At 40.5% G+C, this 26866-nt stretch carries 24 protein-coding genes; 10 read left to right on the top strand and 14 right to left on the bottom strand.

All coding sequences use genetic code 11. The features are described from left to right. Positions 1-610: 610 nt before the first annotated feature. The 3 genes from H6G41_RS19465 to H6G41_RS19455 all read left to right on the top strand — a co-directional run bounded on the left by H6G41_RS19465 (position 611) and on the right by H6G41_RS19455 (position 2800). The gene (locus H6G41_RS19465) at positions 611-970 is read left to right on the top strand and encodes a hypothetical protein (RefSeq protein ID WP_190747826.1); all 360 of its coding nucleotides are present in this window, start codon (positions 611-613) and stop codon (positions 968-970) included. A 407-nt stretch (positions 971-1377) separates the two neighbouring features. Then, positions 1378-1917, top strand: a complete 540-nt coding sequence (locus H6G41_RS19460; protein WP_190747825.1) for a Dps family protein — start codon at positions 1378-1380, stop codon at positions 1915-1917. A gap of 115 nt (positions 1918-2032) precedes the next feature. Beyond that, positions 2033-2800: a ChaB family protein gene (locus H6G41_RS19455; protein WP_190747824.1), complete on the top strand. Its 768-nt coding sequence runs from the start codon at positions 2033-2035 to the stop codon at positions 2798-2800. Between the two features lie 58 nt (positions 2801-2858). Here the strand turns inward: H6G41_RS19455 and H6G41_RS19450 are convergent, their stop codons facing one another. The 5 genes from H6G41_RS19450 to H6G41_RS19430 all read right to left on the bottom strand — a co-directional run bounded on the left by H6G41_RS19450 (position 2859) and on the right by H6G41_RS19430 (position 7427). After that, positions 2859-4163, bottom strand: coding sequence for a CmpA/NrtA family ABC transporter substrate-binding protein (locus H6G41_RS19450; RefSeq protein WP_190747823.1), 1305 nt, complete (start codon positions 4161-4163; stop codon positions 2859-2861). Positions 4164-4217: 54 nt separating this feature from the next. Continuing rightward, positions 4218-5009, bottom strand: coding sequence for an ABC transporter ATP-binding protein (locus tag H6G41_RS19445; protein ID WP_190747822.1), 792 nt, complete (start codon positions 5007-5009; stop codon positions 4218-4220). A 122-nt stretch (positions 5010-5131) separates the two neighbouring features. After that, positions 5132-5953, bottom strand: a complete 822-nt coding sequence (gene ntrB, locus H6G41_RS19440; RefSeq protein WP_190747821.1) for a nitrate ABC transporter permease — start codon at positions 5951-5953, stop codon at positions 5132-5134. Between the two features lie 200 nt (positions 5954-6153). Beyond that, positions 6154-6558, bottom strand: coding sequence for a TIGR02588 family protein (locus tag H6G41_RS19435; protein WP_190747820.1), 405 nt, complete (start codon positions 6556-6558; stop codon positions 6154-6156). Beyond that, on the bottom strand, positions 6555-7427 hold the full coding sequence (locus H6G41_RS19430; protein WP_190747831.1) for a TIGR02587 family membrane protein: 873 nt from the start codon (positions 7425-7427) through the stop codon (positions 6555-6557). The genes H6G41_RS19435 and H6G41_RS19430 overlap by 4 nt, the downstream gene beginning before the upstream one ends. A gap of 253 nt (positions 7428-7680) precedes the next feature. Between H6G41_RS19430 and H6G41_RS19425 the strand changes: the two genes are divergently transcribed. Continuing rightward, a complete protein-coding gene (locus H6G41_RS19425; RefSeq protein ID WP_190747819.1) occupies positions 7681-7863 on the top strand; it encodes a CsbD family protein in 183 nt (60 codons plus the stop codon). Between the two features lie 180 nt (positions 7864-8043). Here H6G41_RS19425 and H6G41_RS19420 read toward each other — a convergent pair whose 3' ends face one another. Then, positions 8044-9825 carry a M61 family metallopeptidase gene (locus H6G41_RS19420; protein WP_190747818.1) on the bottom strand — a complete coding sequence of 594 codons (1782 nt, stop codon included), beginning with the start codon at positions 9823-9825 and terminating at the stop codon, positions 8044-8046. Between the two features lie 532 nt (positions 9826-10357). Here H6G41_RS19420 and H6G41_RS19415 point away from each other — a divergent pair. From H6G41_RS19415 to H6G41_RS19395, 5 genes are all read left to right on the top strand, one after another. Then, positions 10358-11143: an RNA ligase family protein gene (locus tag H6G41_RS19415; protein ID WP_190747817.1), complete on the top strand. Its 786-nt coding sequence runs from the start codon at positions 10358-10360 to the stop codon at positions 11141-11143. 148 nt (positions 11144-11291) lie between these two features. Continuing rightward, complete coding sequence (locus H6G41_RS19410) at positions 11292-12416, top strand: AAA family ATPase (protein WP_190747816.1); 1125 nt, start codon at positions 11292-11294, stop codon at positions 12414-12416. A 38-nt stretch (positions 12417-12454) separates the two neighbouring features. Beyond that, on the top strand, positions 12455-12814 hold the full coding sequence (locus H6G41_RS19405) for a VOC family protein (protein WP_190747815.1): 360 nt from the start codon (positions 12455-12457) through the stop codon (positions 12812-12814). 199 nt (positions 12815-13013) lie between these two features. Beyond that, a complete protein-coding gene (locus H6G41_RS19400; RefSeq protein ID WP_190747814.1) occupies positions 13014-14702 on the top strand; it encodes a serine/threonine-protein kinase in 1689 nt (562 codons plus the stop codon). An 88-nt stretch (positions 14703-14790) separates the two neighbouring features. Next, the gene (locus tag H6G41_RS19395) at positions 14791-16983 is read left to right on the top strand and encodes a protein kinase (protein WP_190747813.1); all 2193 of its coding nucleotides are present in this window, start codon (positions 14791-14793) and stop codon (positions 16981-16983) included. A 344-nt stretch (positions 16984-17327) separates the two neighbouring features. On the opposite strand, the gene H6G41_RS19390 is transcribed toward H6G41_RS19395, so the two are convergent. Further along, positions 17328-18419 carry a glycosyltransferase family 4 protein gene (locus H6G41_RS19390; RefSeq protein WP_190747812.1) on the bottom strand — a complete coding sequence of 364 codons (1092 nt, stop codon included), beginning with the start codon at positions 18417-18419 and terminating at the stop codon, positions 17328-17330. A 288-nt stretch (positions 18420-18707) separates the two neighbouring features. Beyond that, positions 18708-19745, bottom strand: coding sequence for an agmatinase SpeB (gene speB / locus H6G41_RS19385; protein ID WP_190747811.1), 1038 nt, complete (start codon positions 19743-19745; stop codon positions 18708-18710). 207 nt (positions 19746-19952) lie between these two features. Between speB and H6G41_RS35215 the strand changes: the two genes are divergently transcribed. Next, complete coding sequence (locus H6G41_RS35215) at positions 19953-20075, top strand: element excision factor XisI family protein (RefSeq protein WP_308796224.1); 123 nt, start codon at positions 19953-19955, stop codon at positions 20073-20075. Between the two features lie 275 nt (positions 20076-20350). Here the strand turns inward: H6G41_RS35215 and H6G41_RS19375 are convergent, their stop codons facing one another. The 6 genes from H6G41_RS19375 to H6G41_RS19350 form a co-directional block, all read right to left on the bottom strand. After that, positions 20351-21364, bottom strand: a complete 1014-nt coding sequence (locus H6G41_RS19375) for a DUF6745 domain-containing protein (protein ID WP_190747810.1) — start codon at positions 21362-21364, stop codon at positions 20351-20353. Between the two features lies 1 nt (position 21365). Further along, entirely contained in the window at positions 21366-21707 is a 342-nt protein-coding gene (locus H6G41_RS19370) for a hypothetical protein (RefSeq protein ID WP_190747809.1), read from the bottom strand. 115 nt (positions 21708-21822) lie between these two features. Continuing rightward, positions 21823-22896: a WGR domain-containing protein gene (locus H6G41_RS19365; RefSeq protein WP_190747808.1), complete on the bottom strand. Its 1074-nt coding sequence runs from the start codon at positions 22894-22896 to the stop codon at positions 21823-21825. 161 nt (positions 22897-23057) lie between these two features. Further along, the gene (locus H6G41_RS19360) at positions 23058-24878 is read right to left on the bottom strand and encodes a sensor histidine kinase (protein WP_190747807.1); all 1821 of its coding nucleotides are present in this window, start codon (positions 24876-24878) and stop codon (positions 23058-23060) included. Between the two features lie 141 nt (positions 24879-25019). Continuing rightward, entirely contained in the window at positions 25020-25487 is a 468-nt protein-coding gene (locus H6G41_RS19355; protein ID WP_190747806.1) for a DUF4870 domain-containing protein, read from the bottom strand. A 73-nt stretch (positions 25488-25560) separates the two neighbouring features. Beyond that, positions 25561-26724, bottom strand: a complete 1164-nt coding sequence (locus tag H6G41_RS19350) for a DUF1822 family protein (protein WP_190747805.1) — start codon at positions 26722-26724, stop codon at positions 25561-25563. Positions 26725-26866: the final 142 nt, after the last annotated feature.

Genomic DNA, 26866 nt, shown 5'->3' with positions numbered 1-26866 from the left:
CTCGGCTTATGGATTTAGAAACTTTGAAAACTTCCGAATTAGATGCTTGTTAAACTGGCATTTTGATTGTTAGTTTAGCATAACAAGTACTAAAGAACCATAAATAATAGTAATTAAATGGCGAGACAAGCATAAACATAACTATGTGAAGAAATATGAATCAGGTAAAAATTACCTTTTGTGATGCTTTCTACCGTCTATGTCCTGCCCAATCCCAAATTAAAATAGTTACGTCAAGCTACTGAACAACTACTTAAGCTAAATTAAATATTAAAACAATTAACCTGTCTAAATCTTATTAGATTGCTCTGCCTAGGGAGTGATTTTATAGCAAATTAATCCGAAATCGATTTCATTCTTCGGATTGATGCAGGCAGAAAAAAATCGGGATAAAAATAAACTATCGACCTCAGGTGAAGAATCTAAAACTTCAAACCTAATTTATCTGTTGAGTAATAATTATATATTAATTCATTATTCAGCTTAGTCAATAAGAAGTTTATTTCTTCACTTGATATATTGCCAAATCACTACGAGATAGAGACAGATAATGCTCTGCTCTAGTGAATTAAAACTTATGCGTTTTTGACGCTTTAATTGAGGAATGCAAATGAAAATTATTGCTTTGGTTTCAACTTTACTACGTCCAGTGCGTTTTCTAGTTATTGCCTTTACCTGCACGCTGTTATTTGTGTCTAATGCGTTTCCTGCTTTTGCCATCGAAAGCTATCAAAGTAATCCTAAAGAAGCCACTACACAACTTTTAGAAACTCAGCGTAAAACTGATGAAGTTGGCAGATCCAACCCACCTGGATTGCAAGAAGTTCAAGAAAAATCCAATAAAGGGTTAAATGAAGTTCAAGGAGATGCAGATATCGACAAGATGAAGCGTCCTAGCAATTCCACCAGTGCAACTTCAGTAGAAGACGAAGTAGAAAACTTCTTAGAAAAAGTCACAGGTAGAAAGTAAGCAGAATCGATATCACCTTTGAGAAGTCGCTGTCAATTTACCTTAGTAGTTCGTAGTCATTAGTCATTTGTATTGTCCAAAGACTAATGACCGTCTTCAAAAATATTGCAGTAGAGTAAAGGCATCTTGATTACAGATAATATTCAAGATGCCTCTTGCTATAGGTTGTTAAATATTCAGAAAATATGCAATTACTGTAAATTATTGGGAAATTGTTGATATACATTTAACAATTACTGAATAATTACCATGCTAATTTTTATTGATAAATTACCATCTATCTATTAGCGTAAAAATAAAATTAATAAAATAACTTTAATATATTTTATTATCTTTCTGTAGACTGATGTAGTTTAGGTATTAAATTTGGGAACTTAGTAAATAAGTTCGCCAAGAGAGAGAAAGTAATGCCAAAAATTAACATAGGGTTAACAGAAGAACAGCGTCAAGGTGTAATTAATCTGTTAAATCAAGACTTAGCAGATGCCTATGTGTTGTTAGTTAAAACCAAAAAATATCACTGGGATGTGGTCGGCCCTCAGTTTCGTACCCTGCACCAACTTTGGGAAGAACACTATGAGAAACTAACGGAAAATATTGATGCTTTAGCAGAACGGATTCGCGCATTAGGTGGTTATCCTGTAGGTACATTGCAAGGATTTCTCCAAATGGCTAGCCTCAAAGAACATGGTGGTCAAGTTCCTAAAGCTACAGAGATGGTAGCTAATTTAGTGCAAGATCACGAGCAAGTAATTCGTAACTTTAGGGAACATGTAGATCAGTCTGGCGAAGAGTTCCACGATCAAGGAACTGCTGATTTTTTAACTGGATTGATGGAAGAACATGAAGAGATGGCTTGGATGCTGCGCTCTTTTATTGAAGGACAAGCATTAGATCCCAGCAATAAACAATCAGCAGCCGATACTCAAACTCCTGTAGGCGTATAGCTCAATGTTTCAAGCATAACATCTAACTTTAAATGGCAGTCTGTGGCAAAAGAAATTTATCCGCAGCTGCCTATTTAATCGGTCATTTGTCATAACAAAATTCAAGGAGATTCCAGTGCCAGAAACATACATTGCAGAACGTACTATTTCAACTTTATTCAAAGAACAAAAGCAAGTAGATGATGTAATTCGCCGTTTGTTAGATCGGGGTGTACCCAGAGATCATATTTCTGTATTGGGTAGAAACTTTCATTCCGAGACTCGAATTGCTGGTTTTATTACAAAAAAAGATGTGATTTTAGGCGGTTTGAGAACAGGAGCAATTTTTGGTTCTTTGTTTGGTTCCTTTCTCAGCTTGCTAACAGGAGTAGGGGTACTATTTATACCCTTTGTGGGGCCAATTGTGGCAGCCGGGCCAATTAGTGCCGTATTATTGGGTGCTGCAACTGGTGCGATCGCAGGTAGCGCTGGTGCTGGATTAGTATCGGCTCTAACGGCGTTGGGAATGCCAGAAGATAAAGCTACAGTTTACCAAACCCGTCTGCAAGCTGGCGAGTTTGTCTTAATGGCAGAAGTACCAAGCGATCGCGCTGGCGAATTTCAATTATTATTAGAAAGCGCTGGCGGCGAGGAAATTCACACAGTTGAAAAAATCTTTGCTCGTCCTTGTCCTGGCCCTTGCAACAAACCAGAAGATTTATCGCCCGAAGTTCGCTCTCACCTGTCAGCAGAAGCACAGGGTACCTTCATTGAACGCTATAATGCGACACTAGCCCAAACCAGTGACGAGTTTACATCTGAACAAGCTGCTTGGGACGCAGTACGTCAGCAATTTGATGAAGATGAAAATGGTGTTTGGTCAAAAGCGAAGGTAAAGGTTTAGGATTAGGGGTTAGCTTGGAAATGGCGTTGACGGTTGACTGTTGACTGTTGACTATTGACTATGTCAATGTGATTTTGGCAGCGTTGAGATAAGCTTGGGGATTTTCGGGGTCAAATTCTAAGCCGTTGAAAAACTTTTCGATTCCCCGTGATGTACTAGCTGGTATTGCTGATTCTTGACCGATAAATTTAGCCGCGTCTCGCCACAAATCCTCACGGTTAACAGCATCAATTAAGGGTTTAGTCGCAAAATCAGGGGAACGATAACCCCAACGCATATCTTCAATTAAAAACCACAAATCGTGGCTTTTGAAGGGATAGGAGGCGTTTTCCCGCCAGTATTTAATTGCATGGGGGCTGTTTTCAACTACCCGCCCATTACCATAATCAAATTTACCTAAAAGGCGATCGCGGATCAATTCACTTTTGACCCCAATCCATTGTCTTTGGGAGACAATATCAAATAATTCTGCTTTATTTTCTGGGCGATCGCACCAAATTTGCGCCTCTAAAAATGCCGCCAACATGGCTTTAGCTGCTTTAGGATATTTATCAACCCACTCAGCACGGACTGTAAAGGCTTTCTCTGGATGATTTGCCCACAACTCACCAGTTGTCACTGCTGAATAACCCAGCCCTTGTTTAATTAGGCGGTGATGCCAAGGATCAACCACACAGAAGGCTTCCATACTGCCGCTACGCATACTTGCAACCATCTGTGGGGGTGGGATGACAATGATTGATAAATCGCGGTCAGGATCGATACCACCAGCCGCCAACCACCAGCGCATGAAAAAATCACCAGTCACCCGGCGATAGGGAACGGCACAACGGATAGTTTCACCTGCTTTCGCCTTTTGCAAAAAAGTTGATTTTAAGGGAGAACTGTCTGTACCCAAATTTAAATTCTGATAAATATTGGCAACTGATATACCCTGACCATTCACATTCATTCTCGCCAAAATATACATGGGTATTTTCCGTTTATAAGTAATTTCCCCTGTAGCCATCAGGTAAACCATCGGAAATAACAAATGTCCGCCATCTAATCCTTCATCTGCCGCCCCTAACATGAGTTTATCGCGCATTACTGCCCATGAAGGTTGTTTGAGAACTCGAACATCGGGGAGACCATGTTTAGCAAAAAAGCCTTTAGCTTTAGCAATAATCAAAGGACAACTGCTGGTAACAGGCAAGAATCCCAGTGTAGCAGTTGTTACCTCTGGGCTATCGCTATAACCAGCATAGACACCAGCATTTAACTGAGTTTTTGCCGCACTGAAATTACTACAGTTGCTTAAGCTATGAGTCAAAACAGCTGCACCAGCCGTTGTGATAAATTGTCGTCGGTTAAATTTCACCATGTGAGAGATTTCATAAATCAAAACTTGTACTAAAGCTCATTAAGTAGTGAAAATTTAGATTGGCAAGTGTTTAGCTTTTTCTTGACCTTGTAAAAATTGCATTAATTCTTGGCGCAGGTCATGATATTTTGTAGTATCTCTAATTTCTAAAGAACGGGGATGTTCAAAGGGGATATCTAAAATTTGACCGATGGTAGCGGCTGGGCCATTTTTCAACATGACTACGCGATCGCTAAGTAATAAAGCTTCATCCACATCATGAGTCACCATAATAGTTGTGATGTGATAGCGATCGCAGATACACATTAACTCTGCTTGCAATGAACCGCGAGTGAGGGCATCTAAAGCGCCAAAGGGTTCATCAAGCAAGAGTAATTTAGGCTGAACAGCCAAAGCACGGGCTAAGGCTACTCGTTGTTTCATTCCACCTGAAAGTTGTGCGGGTTTTTTCTGGGCTGCATCTTTTAAACCCACTAATTCTAAGTGAGAGGCGATAATCTCACGGCGTTCGTTTTTAGATTTGCGGGGCATGGCTTTATCAACGAACAAAGCGATATTTTCCCAAGCAGTGAGCCAAGGTAATAGGGAATAATTCTGAAAGACTACCATGCGATCGCGGTATGGCCTTTTGACTAATTGACCATCAACATACACTTGCCCTTGAGTGGGTTTTTCTAAACCTGCCACAATATTTAAGAGTGTAGATTTACCACAACCAGAGTGACCAATCAAGGATACAAAATCTCCTTGCTGAATTTCTAAGTTGATATCTTTGAGAACTGTGTTCTTAGTACTATCTTGAACAAATTCCTTTTTTATATCCCTGATTTCTACGAAACTTGGCATGTATTCACTCTCACCTAATGATGGTTATAACTAAATAGGGGCTAGGGTCTAGGGACTAGGGGCTAGATAAGAAAATATTTCATGTTTGGGTGTGAAATTTTTTGGTAATTAACTGATATAAATTACTCTTGCGGAGTGACTTTTTCGGAAATATAGCCCATAATTTTGTCAAGTATTAGACCGCAACCACCCAAGTAAAAAATTGCCAAAATAATTTCATGAATATTAGCATTGTTGTAAGCATCCACAATAAAGAAACCAATGCCATCATCAGAAAGCAACATTTCTGCTGCAACCACTGCTAACCAGGAAAGACCTAGAGCAATTCTCAAGCCAGTAAATATATAGGGTAAAGTTGCTGGTAAAAGGATTTTATAAAAATGTTCAAATGCTGATAAACCAGCTATTTTAGAAACATTAATGTAATCTTTAGGTACTAGACTGACACCCAAAGCTGTATTCAAAATAATCGGCCAAATTGCGGTTATACAAATTACAAAAATCGCTGAAGGATTAGGTTTGAGAAAGACAGCCTGGGCTAAAGGTAGCCAAGCCAAAGGAGCCACTGGACGCAGTAATTGTATAAGTGGATCTATGGCTTTTTTACAGAAGCTATTCAGGCTAATAATAAAACCAATGGGAATGCCTATTAATATAGCCAACGAGTAACCTAGCATTACTCTATTGAGGCTGGCAAGAATTAGCCAGAAAAAACCTTTATTATTTCCGCCTTTATGAAAAAAAGGATCTTTAATTAAATCCCAGGTTTCGGTAATAACTGCAAATGGTGAAGGTAAAGAAGTATCAGGACGCAAGCTTAATAAATGCCAAATTACCAAAAATATACAAATGCCAAATATAGAGGGCAATAACTGCTTGAGTTTTTGGGAAGATCCTTTTGCTATTCGCTGGAAGAAGTTTCTATACTGAAGTTGGGAATACATTTATTTGCAGCATAAATAACTGATAATACCCAAAATATCCCAATTGTTCCAGTATTAGTAATATATTTAAAAACTCAGGACTTAACGCCCCTAGCTGTAAGCTGGGGTTAAGAGATTTATCCCAGGGTAGCTTACCTGCATAGACTCAGTTATTCAGAGGTTGTTTTACTGAGGTAGGCTTTATACTAAAACACACTTAGCTATGGCAGCTTGTAGCTAGCAACGCGAATCTTTAAATTACCTTGGTTAGGATTTTGGCTAAAAATAAATGCGCCTTCTTCTGTTTCCCCACGAGATAAAAAATCAATCTGCTGTTCTCCAGTTTCTGCAACTTTACCGTCAATTTCTAACTCAGCTATGATTTGTACTGACTCGGCTGTATCTCCACCAGTATTGACAACTTCAAAAGGAACATAAAATTGTCCATCACTCTCGCGAATCGTTTGTTTATTACTAACAGAAACAATTGGTGGTTGATTTTTGTCGGTTAGCCAGGTATATCCTACTAAACTCACAATTACTGCCAAGATTAATGAAGCAATGCTAAATGTCACCCATTCAGCTATAGAACGTTCTTGATATTGATTTTCTTCTGTATTATTCATATTGCTAACCTACCTGCTGCACCGCCAATAGTTGCAGGTAAACCCAACATTAATGTATGGTCTAACCACATTGTCCAAGGATCACTCAAAGTCAATTTTTGAAAGAACCACAGCATGATTGCAGCTGCAAGAAGTGAAATGAGGTATGATATAATTGTTTCGCCAGATGGTCGTTGAAAAATACCTTTTTGTTCCCTACGTTTTTGCTGATCGGAGAAGCCTGCTTGAAAGACTATACCATAGGAAATTATTAAGGATGTGGCGATAATTGCTAATTGCCAAAGAGGTGAAATTGTGGCTGCTAGCATGGGAATTTCATCTGTAGGTGCAATGTTAAAGGCAATAACAGTGGCACCAATTACTGTTGCACCTAAATCAGCAAGGGTGGCAGATAATTCACTTTTTAATTTCTTACTTTCAGCCTTTGCGTTATTATCGCCCTCAGTATCTCCTAAAAATTGATTTGCTAATGCTACGCCCAAGGTGAAAGGTACGCTTTCAAAGATAACTTTACCTAAAGCTTCTTTCAGAGGAGTTTCAATTGTTAATTCTTGTAAGATAAATAACACAAAGCTAGAACAAGCTAACCCGATCGCGATCGCTTCTACTGTGTCAATTACAGCTTCATAAGGACGCTTTCTGCGTTTGCGTTTACGAAAGCCCTCTGTTTTATTAAGTAAGAAGACACCAATAAACATTAAAGCGATCGCTGTCATTATCAATTGTGGTTTTGCTAGCGATCCAATCCACCACACCTCCATTGTATACAGCAAGGGAGTTCCAAATAAAAACCCTCCACAAGTACCACGAATTAAGTCATTTAGCTCGCTTCTCCAGACATTTTTCCGACTTTTTTTGTTCACTCCTATACTTTCCTTAGATTGAAAATTTGTTTTTTAACTCAACAAAGTTTTATGTGTAAAATTTTATTAGTGCCATCTTTGACCTAAAATTATCAATATATATTATTCTTTAATATATACTTTTTGATTGCACATCTATCCTAAGTTTAAATATTGCTAAAGCAATAAGCTATCGAATGATAGATACACAATGTCAGTGGATGTTATAGATTATTTCTTGTCAATAAATTTTCAACAGCTAAGACTGACAATAAAAACTATGAATATCGAAAAAAGAGTAGAAGCTACTGCTAAAAATATTGAAGGTAAACTTCAAGAAGTTATAGGTGAAGTTACTGGCGATCCAGCAGATAAGGCTGAAGGTAAAGCCAAGCAAGCCCAAGCCCAGGTTACTCACACCACAGAAAACATCAAGGATGAACTCAAAAAAGCTATAGATTAGTACCATCCTGAGTTCAAAATTCCAAATTCCAAATTATTACAGCGTAGTGTTTTGTTAATTTGGAATAGTCTGTTTATTTACGTCCTGCTGTACTAGTTTTCTAGGGTACATACAGCAATTATCAAGGTAGTATCGCTAAGAACATCAATAAGTTTTGTTCTTAGCGATATATTTTATGGTTTATGCAATTACTTTCTTTACGCCCAACCAGCCAGCTAAGTTTTCTTGCTGAACCGGCTCAGGATTATTTAATGAAATCACCTGATACCTTGTAGCCCTTGGTTCGGCTAAAGTGACATTGACAGAACGTAGTAAATCTTGATGAAAAACTGTCACTTGAATGGTATCTTTGGGCTGGAAATCTTTAAGGCGATCGCTTAAATTATTTGCAGTTACCTTAATACCATTAATAGCTAGTAACTCATCACCTGGATCGATTCCAGCTTTTTGTGCTGGCGAACCAGTTTCCACAAACTTGATCGTCTCGCGCCCATGTTCAGTGGCTACCTTCATACCTAAGAAAGGTTCTTCATCAGCATCGCCCAGCAATTGTAAGCCAAAAGGTGCTAAATACTCATTAAAAGGTAACTCTTCTGTACCATGAAGATAACGTTGAAAGAAATCACTTAAATTCATCCCCGCTACCGATTCAATTACAGCTTGCAATTGTTCGGGAGTAAAGCCAATTTCTGCTTTACCAAATTGCTGCCACATTTGCCGCATCACATCATTTAACGAACGTTGATTGCGATGTTTAGCGCGAATTAATAAATCCAGTAGCAAAGAAACCATCGCTCCTTTCAAATAATAAGAAATTTGCGAATTGGCACTGTTAGCATCTGGGCGATAAAGTTTAATCCAAGCATCAAAACTTGATTCAGCTAGTGGCTGTACTTTGCGCCCTGGTGTAGTCAGAAAGCGGCTGATTTCCTTACTCAAATGATTTAAATATGATTTACTATCATAAATTCCTGCCCACAGAGGAATGAGTAAATCATAATGACTAGTAGTACCTTCACAGAACCACAAAGACGGGGTATAGTTTTCTTGGTCGTAATCAAATACTTCTAAAGCTTGAGGACGAATGCGCTTCACATTCCATAAATGAAAGAATTCATGGGCGACTAATTGCATAAAGCGCTCATACTTATCTTGATGACGAAACCCAAATCTTTGATAGATTAAAGAGCAGCTATTTTTATGCTCTAAACCACCATAAGCTTGATGAAATAAATGCAGCAGAAACACATATCTGTCATAGGGTAAACCGCCGAACATTTGTGCTTCTACTTCAATAATTTTTTGGATATCCGCGATCGCACTTTGAGGATGAATATTTCCCTGTCCCCAAATCGCTAATTCATGGGGTTTACCCAACACATCAAACTGATATAAATTGTGGCTACCAATTTCAAACGGACTATCAACCAGAGTATCAAAATCAGCAGCGTAAAAAGTATTTTCCTCTTGCTTATCTGCGGGTAAAGCTGTAGTTACTTGCCATTGGGGATGGGGAGGTACAATAGTTACGCTTATTGGTTGCTGTTCCCAATCTGGTAATCTAAAAAACAGTGCTGCACCGTTAAAATAACCATGAGAGATATCTAAATGATTTGTCCTTACTGATAAATCATTCGCAAATACGCGGTAACTTACTGTTATTTGGGAAACATTGCCTTTATCTACCTGCCAATGATTTTTACTTTTTTTCCACCAATGTAATGGTTTGCCATCAGCAAAGGCAGTAAAATCTTGGATATTTTTAGCGTATTCTCGCACTAAGTAAGAGCCTGGTGTCCAAACCGGAAATTTCAAATCAACAGTCGCTGCTGGGTAGTCTACAAGCTGCAAAGTTACCTCAAACAGATGGGTTTCTGGATGGGGCATTGCGACCTGATAATGTATAGTTGGTAGGCGTTCTTGAATGCGGCTATTGAGAGGAGGAGCAGTTACTTCAGTCATCTTCAGTCCTAAATTGCGAGAACAGATTGATAGATAAATCTTAAGTCTTTAGCATCAGCTTAACGCACCATTTATGGTGGTGTGTTACGGCGTAAGAATTCGAGAAATAGATTTCAACTTAACTGTTGAGTTAGTCCGATCCAGTTTCCGGAAACATTGCCTAAGCTGGTGAAGTATAATTATTAGAAAAATACTACCCTTGGAAAACGACGGTAAAGGTATATGTAGCCCCTCATCTCAATCAAATTTAATTTAATGGCGAATGGTAGCAAGTATTAGATCGAAAGTATCTATAGTTGGTGTCATTAATTTTGATGTGTTGGTAGTTAGCAGTGTAGGACTGCGAAATCAAGGACTAAAGTCTTGACTACAAATTTATTTACATCAAAAAAATAATGATATCAAGCATGTAAAAAACTTGCTGATTCGTTGCGATTCGTCACAAATTTAATTGATTGCAGTCATTGAAGAAGGCAGAAGGTAATTCTTCACAATAAATCTGCTTTATTTACCTTACCAAGGTAGAAAAGTCATGGAACAAATTTATAAATATCCGCGTACTCATCATATTCAGGGTTCGCGATCGCAACCTGGGGATGAAGACCTCGATTGTATCCCCTTTGATGCCCTAAAGGAACAGTACGTAGTCATTGAAGAAAAAGTGGATGGTGCCAATGCAGCAATTAGCTTTACAGCTAACGGACAAATCCGGCTGCAAAGTCGCGGACATTATTTAACAGGTGGATTGCGCGAAAAGCACTTTAATTTATTCAAACAATGGGCGCATACTCACGCCAGTGCATTTTGGCAAGTATTGGGAAGTCGTTATATTCTCTATGGTGAATGGCTATACGCCAAGCACACAGTATTTTATGATGCCTTACCCCATTACTTTTTAGAATACGATGTGCTGGATTTACAACAGCAAGTATTTCTCAGCACTAAAAGCCGTCAGCAATTACTCAGTGGATTACCTTTAGTTTCCGTACCCATTCTCTTTACTGGAAAGCTGCAATCTTACCAACAAATGATTGCTTTGCTGGGTAATTCCCATTATCAAACCGCCACATATTTACAAAACTTCCGCGAAACTTGTCTAGCACAAGGACTTGATGTGGAACGTTCCCTGAAACAAACTGACCAAAGTTCCTTAATGGAAGGTTTATACATCAAAGTAGAAGCGGAAGATACGGTAATTGCTAGGTATAAATATGTGCGTTCCAGCTTTTTAACCACCATCCAACAATCAGATGGGCATTGGCTGAATCGCCCAATTATACCGAATCTGCTGCGTGGTGATGTTGATTTGTTTAATTAGGGCATGGGGCATTGGGCATTGAGCATTGGGTAGAGACGCGATTCATCGCGTCTGTACAATTGTCTCCCTTGTCCCCTAGTCCCTAGCCCCTAGCCCCTAGCCCCTAACCTCTAGTCCCTAACCTCTAGCCCCTAGCCCCTATCTCCTTATGAACTCTTTTCCTCATTGCCCTAATGAAAGCGATTGGTCGATTAATTGGACAGCATTAGAAGCTGAATTTGATTGGTTGCGATCGCTTGCTGATTGTCCCCAAGATCCACGGTATCATGCGGAAGGGGATGTTCTTATTCATACAAAACTGGTATGTGAGGCTTTAGTTGCTTTACCTCAATGGCGGGCGTTACCTGCTAAAGAACGTTCAATAGTATTTGCGGCTGCTTTGCTACATGATGTCGCCAAACCTGCGGCGACAGAAATCGCCGATGATGGGGCTATCTCTTCCAAAGGTCACGTAGTCCAAGGTGCAAAAATGGCACAGCAGATTCTCTGGGATTTGCAGGTACCATTACCAGAACGGGAAGCGATCGCATCTTTGGTAAAATACGGTAGTTTACCTCTATGGTTTTGGGATAAACCCAACCCTGAAAGGTCAGTTATCAAAGCTAGTCAAATTATCAGTTGCGATTTACTAGCTTTACTAGCAGAAGCAGACGTAAAAGGGCGTTACTGCGACGACCAAGCCCAATTACTCGAACGCATCGAATTTTTCCGGGAATTCTGCCAAGAAAATCAATGTCTACACCAGCCGCGCCCATTTTTCTCAGCCCATAGTCGGTTTATTTACTTCCAAAAAGAAGATGGTAACCCAAACTATGAAGCATACGATGATACCAGGTTGCAGGTAGTACTTATGTCAGGCCTACCTGGTGCAGGGAAAGATACTTGGATTAGCGAAAATCTCCCAGATTGGCAAGTAATTTCTCTAGATAAACTGCGTCAGACAATGGGGATTCAACCAGAGGATGACCAAGGTGTAGTTACAAGTGCAGCTAAAGCTTTGGCTAAAGAATATCTGCGTCATGGACAACCATTTGTTTGGAATGCTACTAACATCAGCCGTCAATTACGGTCAATGCTGATTCGACTGTTTGCTAATTATCAAGCCAACATTCGCATAGTGTATCTAGAAACATCTTGGCAAGAATTATTACGTAGAAACTGCGATCGCACTGCCAAAATTCCAGAATCTGTACTTTATCGGTTAAAACACAAACTAGAAGTGCCCAATATCACCGAATCTCATACAGTAGATTGGATAGAGTCCCTGAAATAGGCGAAAATTGAAATAAACGCGATCGCATCTCATAAACAATGCAAATTACCAACAGTCTGCATACCGCCATTCTTGTTACTGACTTGGAACGCTCCGAACATTTTTATGGCACAGTATTAGGACTAGCGAAAATTGATCGCTCTCTGAAATACCCTGGTGCATGGTATCAAGTCGGTAACTATCAAATTCACTTAATAGTCGCCCCTTCTTCTCCCACCGAAAACCAAAACCAAAAATGGGGACGCAACCCCCATGTAGCTTTCTCCGTTGCTGACTTAGAAACAGCCAAACAAGAATTACTCAATTGCAACTATCCCATTCAAGCCAGCGCCTCCGGTCGTCCTGCTGTATTTACCCAAGACCCCGATGGGAATATTATCGAGTTAAGTCAGCAGTAAAATTTTCTGTGGTATGGTGTGCGATCGCTGCACTTCGACAATGCGATCGCTTAACATCAATTAAATAATTGTTACAAGCCTGATATAGGTCTAAAAGCTATATTTACTTGCTGGACTGGGTGAAAATTGCGAAAATTTCTGTAATTGGAACTTTGTCTGTTGTAGCAATTTCTAAAAACCTAGTTTATCCCTCAGCGCCATGCAAGTCTATTGCACTAAAAATCACTTAAATAATGGCAGTAACCGTTTTTGCACTCACTGCGGTGAACCTTTGCCTCTACCTGTCGGGCAAGTTGTGGATAAGCGCTACAAAATTATACGTCAATTAGGGCAAGGTGGCTTCGGGCGTACCTATTTGGCTGAGGATAAAAATCAACCCAATAAACAATGTGTACTGAAGGAATTTGCGCCACAAGTTCAAGATCCCCAGGATTTACAAAAAGCTAAGGAATTATTTGAACGAGAAGCCAATACCCTCAAAAAACTCCAGCATCCGCAAATCCCTATGTTTCACGCTTCCCTACAAGAGAAGTTAGGGGGTAAAGATTTCTTCTTTTTAGTCCAAGATTATATAGATGGTGACAATTACCGCCAGTTGTTAGAACAGCGTCAAAGTCAAAAGCAGACTTTTAGCGAGGAAGAAGTACTAAATTTATTAGAAAAAATCCTTCCCGTGCTGGCTTACCTCCATTCTAAGGATGTAGTTCACCGCGATATCTCCCCCGATAATTTGATTTGGCGGCGTTCTGATAATCTCCCGGTATTGATTGACTTTGGTGGGGTGAAGCAATTACCTGCTTCTCAAGGTTTTTGGTTTACCCAATTGGCGGTACACAATACTTTGTTGGGAAAAACAGGTTATGCGCCAGAGGAACAGCTGCGTCAAGGTAAGGTTTATTTTAGTAGTGATTTATATTCTCTAGCGGTGACAGCTTTGGTGCTGTTGACAGGGAAGGAACCACAAGGACTGTATGACAGTTACCAAGGAATTTGGTTATGGGGTAAAGAAATTCAAGTCAGTCCCAAACTAGAAACTGTCTTAAAAAAGATGTTGGCATATCAACCGAATTCACGCTATCAAAATGCCAATCAAGTCTTGAAAGATTTACCGTCAAAGGTGGCGACTAAACCCCAGAATCCGCAAATTACTAAACTCAAGACAATGATAGTCGCTCCTGGACGCAAACAGGCTCATCAAATTGTCAGTAAAATCCACAATCAGACGCAATTAATCGCCAATAAAATGCCGCTTCCAGGGTGGATGCGTCCTTTTGCAGTAAGTATGCTGGGAACTTCTGTGATAGTTTTAATTGGTGCAGGTAGTTTTGCCGCAGTTAATGCGCTGATTCGCGGTGTATCTTCAATTTCCTTACCAACACTGCCTACTGTCTCCAATCCTATCAGTAAACCAGTTAGCGACAAACAAAACCAACAAACAAGCCGCCTCAGTCAAATTATCAACCGTCGCCAACAACTGGAAATTCCGCAAGGATATTTCATTCGGATGGTAGATAATTTGTTTTACGCGCAAAAGCCAGAATTACAAGGACGCGCCCTCACTGCTAAACCAGAAGATGCACCCTTACGCGATCAATGGTCTAGTATTGCCGAAAACTTGTTACAAAAACTGGAACAGGCTCAACTCAGTGCCGCATCTCGTCGTAAACTAGGAAGCTATTCTCAGCGAGATTTTGATACATGGAGGCGACAAGCACAAGCGGGACAGTTTGGGGATTATACGCTCAATCAATTAACAAAAGATACTAATACAAAATTTGATCGCTTGTTCCCTAAAGAAAAGCAGGAGAAACGTAATCTCCAAACCTATGGTCAAATTTGGTATGCGATCGCAGCAGATCAAGTTAGTAAGGTACAATCTGGCAACTAGATTGTTGATGGTTGACTGTTGACTGCTTGACAAATGACAGCCAAGAACTGACAAATGACTAATGACAAATGACTAATGACTAATTAATATGCCTTCTTTTTATTGCTCCCAAGGACATGAAAATCCCGCAGGTAGCCGCTTTTGCTTGAATTGCGGTGAAAAGTTATTAGATTCACCTGTAAATTACAATATCCAACCAGGACAAGTTTTAGGCGATCGCTATTTAATTGTCCGCCAAATTGGTCAAGGTGGTTTTGGGCGGACTTATTTGGCGGAAGATATCAACCGTTTCCGGGAACTCTGTGTTTTAAAAGAATTTTCTCCCCAGGTACAAACGGCTTACGTTTTACAAAAGGCTGAAGAATTATTTCAACGGGAAGCGAGCGTTCTCTACAAACTGCAACATCCCCAAATTCCCCGGTTTCGGGAAAATTTTCATATTAATTTAGGTGGTAAGGAATATTTATTTTTAGTCCAAGATTATGTGGAAGGACAAACTTATAATTCTTTATTAAATAATCGCCGACTGCAAGGTATGCGGTTTACAGAGGCGGAAATTAGACAATTATTACAGCAAATTCTCCCAGTTTTAGAATATATTCATACTTTAGGCGTAATTCATCGCGATATTTCTCCCGATAATTTAATTTTGCGTCAAGCCGATCAATTACCAGTATTGATTGATTTTGGCGGTGTAAAACAAGTTGTAGCTACGGTAGCTTCTCAATATTATCAGCCTGGTGTTGTGGCATCGCCGCCAGCCGCAACTTTACTAGGTAAGGTGGGATTTGCACCGCCAGAACAAATGCAAACTGGTTTGGTATCTCCCCACAGCGATTTATATGCTTTAGCGGCTACCATGTTAGTTTTACTGACAGGGAAACAGCCCCAGGAATTAATTGATACTTATAGTCTAGATTGGCAATGGGAAAGAGAAGTTAGCCTGAGTCCGAGTTTGGCACAGTTACTTAATAAAATGCTATCGGCTCGACCAGGCGATCGCTATCAATCGGCGCGTCAAGTTCAAGAAGTACTCAACCAAGCCCAAGGATTTAGCTATATACCCACCCAACCGCCTACCCAAGCACCACCACCAGCGCCAATTCCTACCCCACCAGCACCAATTCCCACATCAACGGAGACGATGGCCATATCTTCTCCCCGTTACCCAAATCCCTCCGTTCCGGTTGCTTACCCTCCTCCCCCACCAGGCGATTCTTGGACGCCAAGCAAAACTTTTCTGGTAGGTTTGGTAACAGCAGGGGTTGTAGGTTTAGGTTTGTGGGGTATAAGTAAGGTGATTAACCCTAGCGATCCTGGTGGTGGGGGAAGTTCCGCTTCACCAACACCAACTGTAACTACTAGCCCTCCGCAATATTCCGCAGAAGAACAAGCACGCAAAGATAAATTGCGCGATCGCCGTCAGCAGTTGGGTATAGCTAATGATTTTTATGTAAGATTAGTTAACCAACTGTTTTGGGAGAAAAATCCCAGCTTAAAAGGAAGGACTTTGAGCGATCGCCCTGAAGATGCAAGTTTGCGGGCAGAATGGGATAAACTAGCTAGCGAAGTCTTAACTAAACTAGCACCACTGAGTAACAAAGCTCGCCAGCAACTAGGAACATACACTTCAGCAGAACGCGATCGCTGGAAAGTCGAAGTTAACCGCATTAATGTTGGTAGTCGTTCTTTATACGATTTAGGCGATGCAGCCTTTTTCGCCGCCTTTCCCACCCAGCGCGGTAAGGAATTTGTCGAACAGCCCACGGGACAAGTATGGTACGCCTTTGTCAGTGATAAACTCAGCGCTATCTTAGCTAATAGTGCTTTTCAAAAAATTACCTTTGAGGAAGCAGCCACCAGTAAAACAGTCAGTGGTAAGCTAAGTGGAACTAACGGCAAAGTTTTTATTGCTGAATTAGCTCAAGAGCAATCTTTAGAAGTGAATCTCAAAGCTAATAATCAAGTTTTGCTGTCAATTTATTCCCCAACTGGCAAGATTATCTTTTTAGAAGATTCCACTAAACGCAGTTTGTCAACCACATTACCAGAAAAAGGGTTTTATGAATTTGTGGTTGTGAATACTGGATCTCAACCAGCAGATTATCAACTGACAATCGCGGCTGAAACTCCTACCCCCACACCCACACCCACCATCACGGAAACGCCGACGCCATCACCCACACCAACAGTCACGCCATCACCAACACCATCGCCATCGCCGACACCAACACCAACACCATCGCCATCACCATCGCCTACAGTCACGCCGACACCTTAGAAAATTCCTAATAAAAAACATCTCTATTATCAATTTACTTGTAGAGGCGGGTTACTCCCGCCTTTACAGTTTATTTGTCACATTCTGGTAGCAAAGTATTATAAGTTTTGCATCTTTTCACAAAAAAGCTCCCCTATCCAGGGAGCCGCAGATAAAATATTTACAAATTGAAAACCTAAAACCTCTTTGGTTGTCCCATTAATTTATGATGGATGCATTAATATTAATCAACACAAAGATTGTTGAATATAAAGACTGAAGTCTTTACTACGGAATTTACCCATCATGATTAATGTGGCGATGTATTTAGATGGTGTCCAAATTTCCTAATTACAAATTAGTAGTTATTTTGTCAAAGATGTTAGAGATTCCAAAGAATTTCTGATTGCAGAGTTGAACCAATGACGCCAATTGCGATCGCCAACCAGTTTTTCGTAGACTGCTTCATAGCCGTTAACCATTTGGGTAACGCTAAATCTATTTTCTACGTGTTCGCGGCATTTTTGGCGATCCAGCTTTAAGGCTTTGGGAATCATCGCCGCCATTTCATCGTAACTTTGGCAGACATAACCTGTCTGGCCATTGGCAATTACTTCGGAAACAGAACCCATATTCATCGCGATTACGGGTGTACCTGTGGCCATAGATTCAGCCATTACCAATCCAAAGGGTTCGCACCAGGTAATGGGGAAGAGGGTAATTGCGGCGTTACCTAAAAGTTCGGCTTTTTGCTCGTGGTTCACTTCACCGAGAAACTCGATTTGTTTACCATCAATATAAGGAGCAATTTCTTTTTCAAAAAACTCCTTATCTACCACATCAACTTTACCAGCCATCCTCAAGCGCCAACCGGTCTGCTTCGCAATAGCGATCGCGTGTTGTGGCCCTTTTTCTGGTGAGAAGCGCCCTAAAAACGCCAAATATGGCGGATCTTGCGGTTCGGCAAAGAAAGGAAACTTCTCAACGCTGATACCGTTATAGACTGTAGAAACATAATTAATGTTTAACAGACGTTGGGCATCACTAATGCTGATGTATGGTTGCGTGCTATATTGGCGAAAAACTTTGTTGTTATCGCGAGTAAAGATACCATGTAAGGTATGCACTGTTGGTGTTGAGACCACACTAGCTAAAGGCAAAGACCAAACCCCTACGTGGGAATGAATAATATCGAATTCGCTAGCGCGTTGATAAACATTACCAACATGCATGAGTTCGTACATTATCGGTTCTTGGATATCGGTAGCCAAGCGTAATGCACGCGGACTCCCAGCTTCTAAACGAGCTAGAGTTTGGGAATCTCCTGAAGCGAATAGTGTGACTTCGTGACCTCTACGTACCAGTTCATCGGTCAAACGACTCACAACTAGCTCAGTTCCTCCATAGGTAACAGGCGGAACTTGTTCCCACAGGGGTGCGATTTGTGCGATTTTCATAATGTGTAGGGTTCAGCGGTCAAAAGTCCTTGTCACATGGACTCCACTTTGTAGATATAAGGAAAACAATTTCTCCTGGATATCTGCAATGACTGTCACCTGCCTTGCCGCAGACTTGCGTAATTTAGGTGAACCGAACCGAAAACTCATCTCCAGTGAGCGTTTAAGTGGATTGAATGTTTTTAATCTGGCAGACTCGAGAATCTAATTTCATCTATCTAAAGATAGTTTTTTAAATCTGGAAAAGATGGTATTGGAGCGACGGAAAAATTGCCGCGATCGCCTGGTTTATTGCCATGATAAATCCAGGAAATTCGCCAATTTATAGACGATCCGCGCACCGACATTACCATCCCACTCAGCATCACCAACTTCGCAGACATCAAAGCCAATGATTTTTCTACCGCTTTTCACTACTTCCCGAAATAAACAAAAGGCTTGTTCTAACTCCAAACCGCCAGGAACAGGAGTACCTGTACTCGGACAGAGTTTGGGATCTAAACCATCAACATCAAAGCTGATGTGGACGAGTTCGGGTAAATGGCTGACAATTTCTTGACACAAATCAATCCAAGTTGTTCCCGAATAAAGTTTTTGTTTGATGGCTGGGTCGTAATAGGCGATAATGCGATCGCCTGATTCGTTGATAATTTGCACTTCATCATGGCAAATATCTCGCAAACCTACCTGCACCAACTTGGAAATTTGCGGTATCTTCATGGCGTTGAACATAATCGACGCATGGGAAAATTCAAACCCTTCATAGGCATCCCGTAAATCTGCGTGGGCATCTAGGTGTAAAATGCCATAATTTGGGTACTTAGCTGCTAAGGCTTGAAAGTAACCTAAAGGTGAACTGTGATCGCCACCAATCACCGCCACTCGCTTACCATCATTGATTGCTTTCTGGCAATTTTCCCTGAGCCATTGATTTACCTGCTGGGAAACTTGATTAATTTCCGTAAGTATAGGTGTTAAATCTGGCTCGTCTGTCAGTGCTTTCCCTTGGGCAAGTCTTTCGATAATTTGGGCAGCTAAATTGCGATAGTATTCATTTTTCTCCAAAATATCTTGGGGAATTTCCATCATAAAAATTCCCTGTTTCCAACCATCAGGATGATCGAAATCAAACAAATCCATTTGCCTAGAAGCGTCTAAAATCTGCTGGGGGCCGTTGGCTGTACCTGCACCATAGGAAACGGTGACTTCCCAAGGTACGCCAAACACAATCAGGTTTGCAGATTCGTAATCGCCGGGTAAACCAAAAAGGTTACCGTTGATTTCACCTACGCCGCTGGGGTTGTAGTCTTGGAGGGGGTTAGCCATAACACCTGATGATGTGAAAGAATAATAAAAACTATGTTAAAGATTGCGCCTTAATAGCTTAACGCTCTGGGGATAGGTTTTCAATGCGGCAAGAAAAATGTTAGGTAATATTTTTATCCAAATAATCGAAACCAGCTTCCACTGATTATTTACGTTCGGATTCGCGATCGCAAATTCTGGATTGAGGAAGATTAGACAGAAAATGGTATTGCAAATGACTTAGTTAGTGCGGGTGTTCCCAAGGAAGATATTGTTTTGGCATTCCATGAGCCGAAAATGTGGCAATATACAGATTTTGCAGACTTTGAAGTACCTCAACACGACTTTTAGGTACCTCAATACGACTTTGAAGTACCTCAATACGACTTTTAGGTACCTCAATACGACTTTGAAGTACCTCAATACGACTTTGAAGTACCTCAACACGACTTTGAAGTACCTCAATACGACTTTGAAGTACCTCAATACGACTTTGAAGTACCTCAACACGACTTTGAGGTACCTCAACACGACTTTGAGGTATATTTTGCTTTTATAGCAGTAGCCACAATTGTTAGAACAGTTCTCTGTTCTCATAAAAATAATCAGGTCGATATCAATAAATATCAGCTTTGAACAGCAAACTCAGTGGGGTCAATTCCCCAATTTACCCAGCAAATAGCTTCACGAGCAGAATTGATATCAGGCGGAACTCGCAACACATGAATAAAACCTGTACTGGGACAAGTCATTTTCAGTAAATGTATCGGTTCCACATCAATCTCAGACTCAATTTGCAGTAAAGTGTATTCTTGCCAGCGATCGCATTCTTTGGCTTGTAAATCTTGACAAATCTTTTCATAGCCAATCCCTTGAATCAAGACTCGCCGTAGTTCCGCGTTTCGTTGTTCTAGCAACCACTCACCACGCCAGTTTGTGGGATGGACTTTACCATACTGTTCTGGAAGATTAATTCCCCGATAAGCATAGACACCGAAACCATCAGGAAACTCAATTGCGGGAATACCTTCACCATGAATTTCCCCAGCACTATTGCGGCGAACCACAGGACGCTGAATTGCGATCGCAACTCCTTCATAAGGGAACATCCAACCAACCTGTTGCATATAGTTGCAAAACAGATTGTATTTATCTTTTGGTAATGAAGCGCCTAACAGATGTGCTGTTGCGAACATGCCAGCCCAGGAAATACCCCATTCTGGTAACAGACAATCTCCTAAAAAATCGCCTAAAATTTCCGTTAATCCATCCAACATAATCCGCTGAAAAGAGCGTTCCCAAATGTCAGCTAGGGGATTTTTGATACTGTGAGTTAATTCCTTTTGTAACGTACCTAAACTGTTAGAAAGCGATTGCCACAAATCCTCACGCAACATATCCCATAATTCAGCTAACACACAGTCCGACTGCATACTTTCTTGCTCAATTTGTTCTTTCGCCGCCGCCGGACTGGCAAAAAACAGGATTTCTGGTTGAGCCAAGCCAGCATATTTATACAATGCTTTAATGGCAATTGTTGCTTGCTCTAAATCCAGAGCTTTACTGCCGATATTCTGCCATTGAGATAGATTTTTCGAGATAATGAGTGCTTGTTGCGACTCTAACAAAGTTTCTGCCATACTATCTCCTAAAAGCGGGTAATAAGAAATTTGCAGTCAGCCAAGTAGAGACAGCAGCAAAAAATGGGCTAGTTATCAATGCTAGAACTACCCAGATACCCAACCATGCGACCCCACCCATTGAACCTGATGCCGCAGGTGGCTGGTTGAAATTACTGAGCCATTCCAGGATTCCCGTGACAAACATTGCCGCGATCGCTCCCAGGAGTAACCCCACCAACCAAGCAATTGGTAACAACAGCAACATCCACGTCCAGCCAAACCGGATAAACGCCTGATAGCCAATCCATAGAGATGGCCCCAAGAACAGCAGCACTAATACAACGATGAGGCTTGAATGCATAGTTTTTTAAATAAGGCAGGAGGCAGAAGGAAAATTAACCACTGTAGGGGCGGGTTCACAGATATGTTCAACAATCAACCACAATCTAAATAAACCCGCCCCTCCTGAACATTGACTAAAAGGCACTTCCATAACAGTTAAATTCTTCTTTGTGTTCCGCACACTGAAACACCAGCAGGAGATTATCGGTATCATATGTCATACCCTGATTTCCTGCGTATTCAATACCCTCACCTAATTGGTATAAAAGTTGCATTGGTTGACCGCAAATCCGGCAATATTGATGCTCTACAGCCTGCCCCCAGTAGCCCCAGCCGGAAAGCTTATCTGCTGTTCTATTCCAAGATAATTGAATATCTATTGGTGTCGGTCTGTCGGGGTCATCTTCTTCGTAGAATTCACAATCCTGCTCATCAACATGAAAAATCAGCATTTCTTCGTATTCGCTGTATTCTGTGCCGTAGGTTTCCTGTGCTTCTTCATAAAAAGGATAGTCATCAAAAGGTTGCCAACCGACAATTTGCAGCATATAACGACCATGAAAGTCATCAATACCACTGGTTTGAATTACATAGGGTGCCCATGTACTGAGGTTTGCCGCATCTTCGGCACTAATTTCTGTTACTAATGGTGTTGAGTTTGCTGATTCAGGAAGCGCCACTATTTGGGGAACATGTCTATAGCAAGAGAAACAGGTAAATAGTTGAAATAGTCCAGTGCCAAATTTACCTTGCAAACTTTCAGGTAGTTCTTGCAGATTCAGTTGAAAATGAAAGTTGAGCGCACCTTGACAATTAGGACAATGGGGATGAGTTGCTTCAGGACTCAGCCAAGGTTTACCGAGATATTTAGATGCAAAAGGAGCGTCAAGAGTTGGTTTTATCAAGGGTTTCCAGCCAGTGCGCCGCAGATGATTTAACCGCGCTAAACGGCGATCGCTTCGAGAAATGGGTTGCTTAATGCGATCGCCCTTTGTTGCGCTTTCGTAGCCTTTTTTCAGCTTAGAATTAACGAGTTTGCTAACTTCTTTCTGTGCTGTTTGTGGAGTATCATAGACTGTCACAGTCGTTTTACCAGCATCCCCAATTCGCCCATAGCGTACTGTCACCTCTAAATCATCGATTGTCACCTCATAGAATTTGTGCGACTTACCATCCGAAAGTTCTAGATATGTCGTTTCCCTAGCCATGTGACTACTCCTCTTTGAGGAAAAATCCGGGTTATTTACAAACCAGAAATTCTCAGTATTTTTTTTAGCTAAAATTAAATATTCTGTAGCTTTACTTACAGATATTAACTTCTGTTCATTTATAGCCAACCCAAACTATTTTGAGTAGAAAAAAATTGTAGTTACACAGTGGAACTAGCTAAAACCGATAATGATTCAGCTAATTGTAAGCGAGTGGGGAGAGAAATCATAAATTCTGTACCCTTACCCACCTCAGATTTACAGCTTAGTTTTCCTCGATGTTTCTCAACTACAATCTGATGACTAATTGACAGTCCCATTCCCGTACCAACACCTCTGGGTTTTGTGGTAAAGAAAGTTTCAAAAATTTGTGCTTGATTTTCTGCACAAATACCACAACCGTTATCTGCAATTCGCACAACTACCCAGTTTTCGTCTTGACGTTCAGTAGCGATCGTAATTTTTGGTGGTTCTTGATTGTTCTGCTTTTCTTCTAAAGCATCAAGCGCATTGTTGATAATGTTCATGAACACCTGATAAAGTGACCCAGCAAAACCTTCTATATGGGGAATATCGCCATAGTTACGCTCAATTGTAATGCCTTTTTTGATGCGGTTATTGAGGATAAGTAGGGTACTATCAATACATTCATGTAAATTTACTGCATGGGCTTCGGCTTCTTCCAAGCGAGAGAAATTTTTTAAACTCAAGACAATTTGGCGGATGCGATCGGCACCAAATTTCATCGATTGCAAAACTTTTGGTAAATCTTCTTCTATAAATTTCACATCAATTTCATCAGCATAATTTTCAACTACTGGCGGTGCTTGAGGAATTTCTTGCTGATAAATGTGCAGTAATTCTAATAAATCTTCTACATACTGAATAGCCGGGTCTAAATTACCATAAATAAAATTCACCGGATTGTTAATTTCGTGAGCAACACCAGCTAGCATTCTGCCTAAGCTAGACATTTTCTCACTTTGGATTAATTGATTTTCTTGCAATTGCTGCTGACGCAAAGCAGATGCTTTTTGTTCTTCTAGTAAAGTTTTAACTCGTTGCAAAACTTGGTTAAAAGCATCAGCAAGTATGCCAATTTCATCTGTTGCTGTCACAGGTGTTTGCAAATCAAAGTTAGATTCTTTGGTAACTCGCTGCGCCATATTTGTTAGCACTTGGACAGGGCGAGTAATTGCGCGACTCGTAAACAAGGCTAACAGAGTAGCGATTGCCGCTGATAAAATAATACTACCAACTATGATTTTAATTCGGATTTCCGCTGCTACTTGAAATTCGTTAGTAGTGATTTTTAAATCTTCATATGAAGTAGCAATTACTTCTACTAAATTATCAGATATCGCGTCAAACTTAAGTGCTAATTCACTATTAGTAAACTTCAACAATTTTTGTTGTGCTATGGCAATTTTTTCTTCAGTTAGGGGAGATAGATCCAGTTGTTTGAGGAGTATAGCCAGTTCCTTGAGATAAGTTTGAGGGACACCCTCATAGGTTTTGAGAAATTGGGGAGTATTATCAGTATGATTTTCTGTAACATAATCAGCGCTTGTGGTGTAAGTTTGCAGTTCCGCCCAGACTTGCTGAATATCTGGCGTATGCTTTTCAGTAATATGACTGTATTCTTCCTGATACAGTTCTGGGTTTCTTAGCAAGGGAATAAGTTGCTGTTGATGGGTGCGCGTTTGCAGAATACTAGCTTGCAAACGATGGAGCATATTAATTTCTTTAAAGGCGTTTTCTTCTTTTTTAAACGCCTGTTGCTGATAGCGATCGCCTAAAATTAAGCCAATTGTGGTGCCAAAAATTCCCACACCCAGGGCGATCGCATATCCAAATTTAATTTTGTTGCTAATACTCAGTCCACTAATAAGCTGCAAGAACCGATTCCTACCACTTAGTGGTAAGGTTTTTGCATGATGTGATACCAGTCTCTGCTCTGAGTCTTTAGTGTGTAAGTCCATACTAACCTTCAAAAGTCAACTTAATATTAGAGTTCCCTATTGATGTGACAAAATCGAAGGTTGTTGCAGAAAGTATAAGTACCTCTAGGAAAAAATACTAATGCCCAATGCCCAATGCCCAATACCCAATACCCAATACCCCTATCTTAAAAATCGCACTGTCCAAGGATAGCGATAATGTTCGCCTTTGTAAGCTTTAAAACTGGCAAAACTCACTAAAAATAGCTGTAATAATATCATGATTGATGTGATGCCAAACCATACGAATAATAAGGTATCTAAAAGTGTTTTAATTTCTTGTCCTGTACTGTTAGTAGTTACTGCTATACCACAAATTGTGAGGAGCATCAGTAAGGATATGAGAATTATAATCAAAATATAAAGGGTGAGAGAGATTTGAAAATTTAAGGATTCTTTACCCTGAAAATCGACCCAAGAAGATTTAGCTTTATTGAAGCGCCAAATTATTAGTGGTAGAAAAATATTTAACGGTAAATATAAAGGAATACCCAGAAATACCAAAAAAAATAATAACATCCAAGCCAATAAAGCCGAGAGATGGCAAAACATCGCCCAGATACGTATTTGTCGTTTTGGTTTTTCTCTCATGGCTTTTTAATTTGCAGTGGATTGAAGAAATAATCCTCCATCTTAGTATCTATAAAAAAAGCCAAGGTAAAATTTAAAATTTGAGTATTTCTCGGTCATAATTTTCTGGGAGGGGTTCTATTTCCCAGACTATACCTTCACCTGGTTCTAGGGCAACTTCTACAAAAAGCTGTTCTACAGCAGTTGTGGCGATATCTTCATTATTAGGAAAAGGTTGTAAATCTTCAGTCAGTAGTCGCAATTTAAAGCCACCAGGGATAGCTGCGCCAACTGTAGCGTTACGCAATTGAAACCGCCAAATTAATGCATCTGCTTCACCTTGGGGAATCACTAAAAGTTCGTATATTTGACCAGCGATCGCCAACTGACGCGACAAGATAGAATCTGGTTGTGTTTCCTCTACACCTCTAGCACCGACAAAACTCAATTGCAAATTTAAGCGTTCCCAACCAATAGTTTCGCCTACCTGAGAAACACCGTTTTGTAACCATTGTAAAACAGACCATTGTTCTGGTATTCCCAAACGCTGTTGATATAAGCTTTGTCGCCAACCCCCATGTTCAATTAACCCACCCCATAGTTGAAAAGGAATTTCTAAACGCGGTGTCACCACTTCCGGCTTTCCCAGGCGCGCAATCAGGTTTTGGGCTTGTGGTTGTGGTAAGCTGGGCACAGCAGAAATAGCGCTGCGTGTAGCTATTTGCGGACAAAGTTCTTGAGTTACTGCTAAAACGCTGATGTCATTAGTTAGTTCAGTTTTATCTAAAGTATAAGTGCGATCGCCTGCATCGTAATGGCCTTGATTCTTCAGTTGTGCGTGGGTACAGTAACCCCATATTCTGACATAACCTTCATCCGGTTCCACCTGCACCGCTAAATAATAATCACCAGACCAACTAAGTAAATCTACCCATTCTTGAGGTACGCGGATTTCACTTAAATCTATTGTCTCACTGGGAACCAAAATAAATCGTTTTGCGTCAACCAAAACTGCGGTTCCATTTACCAGTTCCCAAAAACTAGGTAAAGCAGTGGTAGTTGGCCAGACCTTTGCTTGTGGTGCAAAATCTTCTTGCAACCAAGGCAAGACTGCACTCAGGCAAAGTTCATTAATATAACCTTGATAACGAGAACTGGGGTTAGAAAAAGATGGACTCGCAATATCCGCCCGATTTTGGGCATTAACGGGAATTTCTAACAATAAATCAGTGGGATTGGCAAAAGCTGATAGAGTCATGGCAGTTCCTCCAGAAAATAGTCAGTAGTCAGTAGTCAGTAGTCAGTGGTTAGAGGGAACAGCCAACAGTCAACAGTCAACAGCCAACAGTCAACAGTCAACAGTCAACAGTCAACAGTCAACAGTCAACAGTCAATAGTCA

The sequence above is a fragment of the Tolypothrix sp. FACHB-123 genome (genome assembly GCF_014697075.1).
Taxonomy (GTDB): Bacteria; Cyanobacteriota; Cyanobacteriia; order Cyanobacteriales; family Nostocaceae; genus Aulosira.
Note: the sequence above shows the minus strand (reverse complement) of the source record. Positions and strands in the feature narration are given on the sequence as shown.

What these genes read in the sequence shown, in the direction of transcription:
- H6G41_RS19465 (WP_190747826.1), top strand. Translation starts at nt 611, where the DNA reads ATGAAAATTATTGCTTTGGTTTCAACTTTACTACGTCCAGTGCGTTTT.
- H6G41_RS19450 (WP_190747823.1), bottom strand. Translation starts at nt 4,163, where the DNA reads ATGGTGAAATTTAACCGACGACAATTTATCACAACGGCTGGTGCAGCT.
- H6G41_RS19360 (WP_190747807.1), bottom strand. Translation starts at nt 24,878, where the DNA reads ATGGACTTACACACTAAAGACTCAGAGCAGAGACTGGTATCACATCAT.
- H6G41_RS19445 (WP_190747822.1), bottom strand. Translation starts at nt 5,009, where the DNA reads ATGCCAAGTTTCGTAGAAATCAGGGATATAAAAAAGGAATTTGTTCAA.
- H6G41_RS19390 (WP_190747812.1), bottom strand. Translation starts at nt 18,419, where the DNA reads ATGAAAATCGCACAAATCGCACCCCTGTGGGAACAAGTTCCGCCTGTT.
- speB (WP_190747811.1), bottom strand. Translation starts at nt 19,745, where the DNA reads ATGGCTAACCCCCTCCAAGACTACAACCCCAGCGGCGTAGGTGAAATC.
- H6G41_RS19420 (WP_190747818.1), bottom strand. Translation starts at nt 9,825, where the DNA reads ATGACTGAAGTAACTGCTCCTCCTCTCAATAGCCGCATTCAAGAACGC.
- H6G41_RS19435 (WP_190747820.1), bottom strand. Translation starts at nt 6,558, where the DNA reads ATGAATAATACAGAAGAAAATCAATATCAAGAACGTTCTATAGCTGAA.
- H6G41_RS19460 (WP_190747825.1), top strand. Translation starts at nt 1,378, where the DNA reads ATGCCAAAAATTAACATAGGGTTAACAGAAGAACAGCGTCAAGGTGTA.
- H6G41_RS19405 (WP_190747815.1), top strand. Translation starts at nt 12,455, where the DNA reads ATGCAAATTACCAACAGTCTGCATACCGCCATTCTTGTTACTGACTTG.
- H6G41_RS19410 (WP_190747816.1), top strand. Translation starts at nt 11,292, where the DNA reads ATGAACTCTTTTCCTCATTGCCCTAATGAAAGCGATTGGTCGATTAAT.
- H6G41_RS19425 (WP_190747819.1), top strand. Translation starts at nt 7,681, where the DNA reads ATGAATATCGAAAAAAGAGTAGAAGCTACTGCTAAAAATATTGAAGGT.
- ntrB (WP_190747821.1), bottom strand. Translation starts at nt 5,953, where the DNA reads ATGTATTCCCAACTTCAGTATAGAAACTTCTTCCAGCGAATAGCAAAA.
- H6G41_RS19415 (WP_190747817.1), top strand. Translation starts at nt 10,358, where the DNA reads ATGGAACAAATTTATAAATATCCGCGTACTCATCATATTCAGGGTTCG.
- H6G41_RS19400 (WP_190747814.1), top strand. Translation starts at nt 13,014, where the DNA reads ATGCAAGTCTATTGCACTAAAAATCACTTAAATAATGGCAGTAACCGT.
- H6G41_RS19365 (WP_190747808.1), bottom strand. Translation starts at nt 22,896, where the DNA reads ATGGCTAGGGAAACGACATATCTAGAACTTTCGGATGGTAAGTCGCAC.
- H6G41_RS19395 (WP_190747813.1), top strand. Translation starts at nt 14,791, where the DNA reads ATGCCTTCTTTTTATTGCTCCCAAGGACATGAAAATCCCGCAGGTAGC.
- H6G41_RS19375 (WP_190747810.1), bottom strand. Translation starts at nt 21,364, where the DNA reads ATGGCAGAAACTTTGTTAGAGTCGCAACAAGCACTCATTATCTCGAAA.
- H6G41_RS19370 (WP_190747809.1), bottom strand. Translation starts at nt 21,707, where the DNA reads ATGCATTCAAGCCTCATCGTTGTATTAGTGCTGCTGTTCTTGGGGCCA.
- H6G41_RS19355 (WP_190747806.1), bottom strand. Translation starts at nt 25,487, where the DNA reads ATGAGAGAAAAACCAAAACGACAAATACGTATCTGGGCGATGTTTTGC.
- H6G41_RS19350 (WP_190747805.1), bottom strand. Translation starts at nt 26,724, where the DNA reads ATGACTCTATCAGCTTTTGCCAATCCCACTGATTTATTGTTAGAAATT.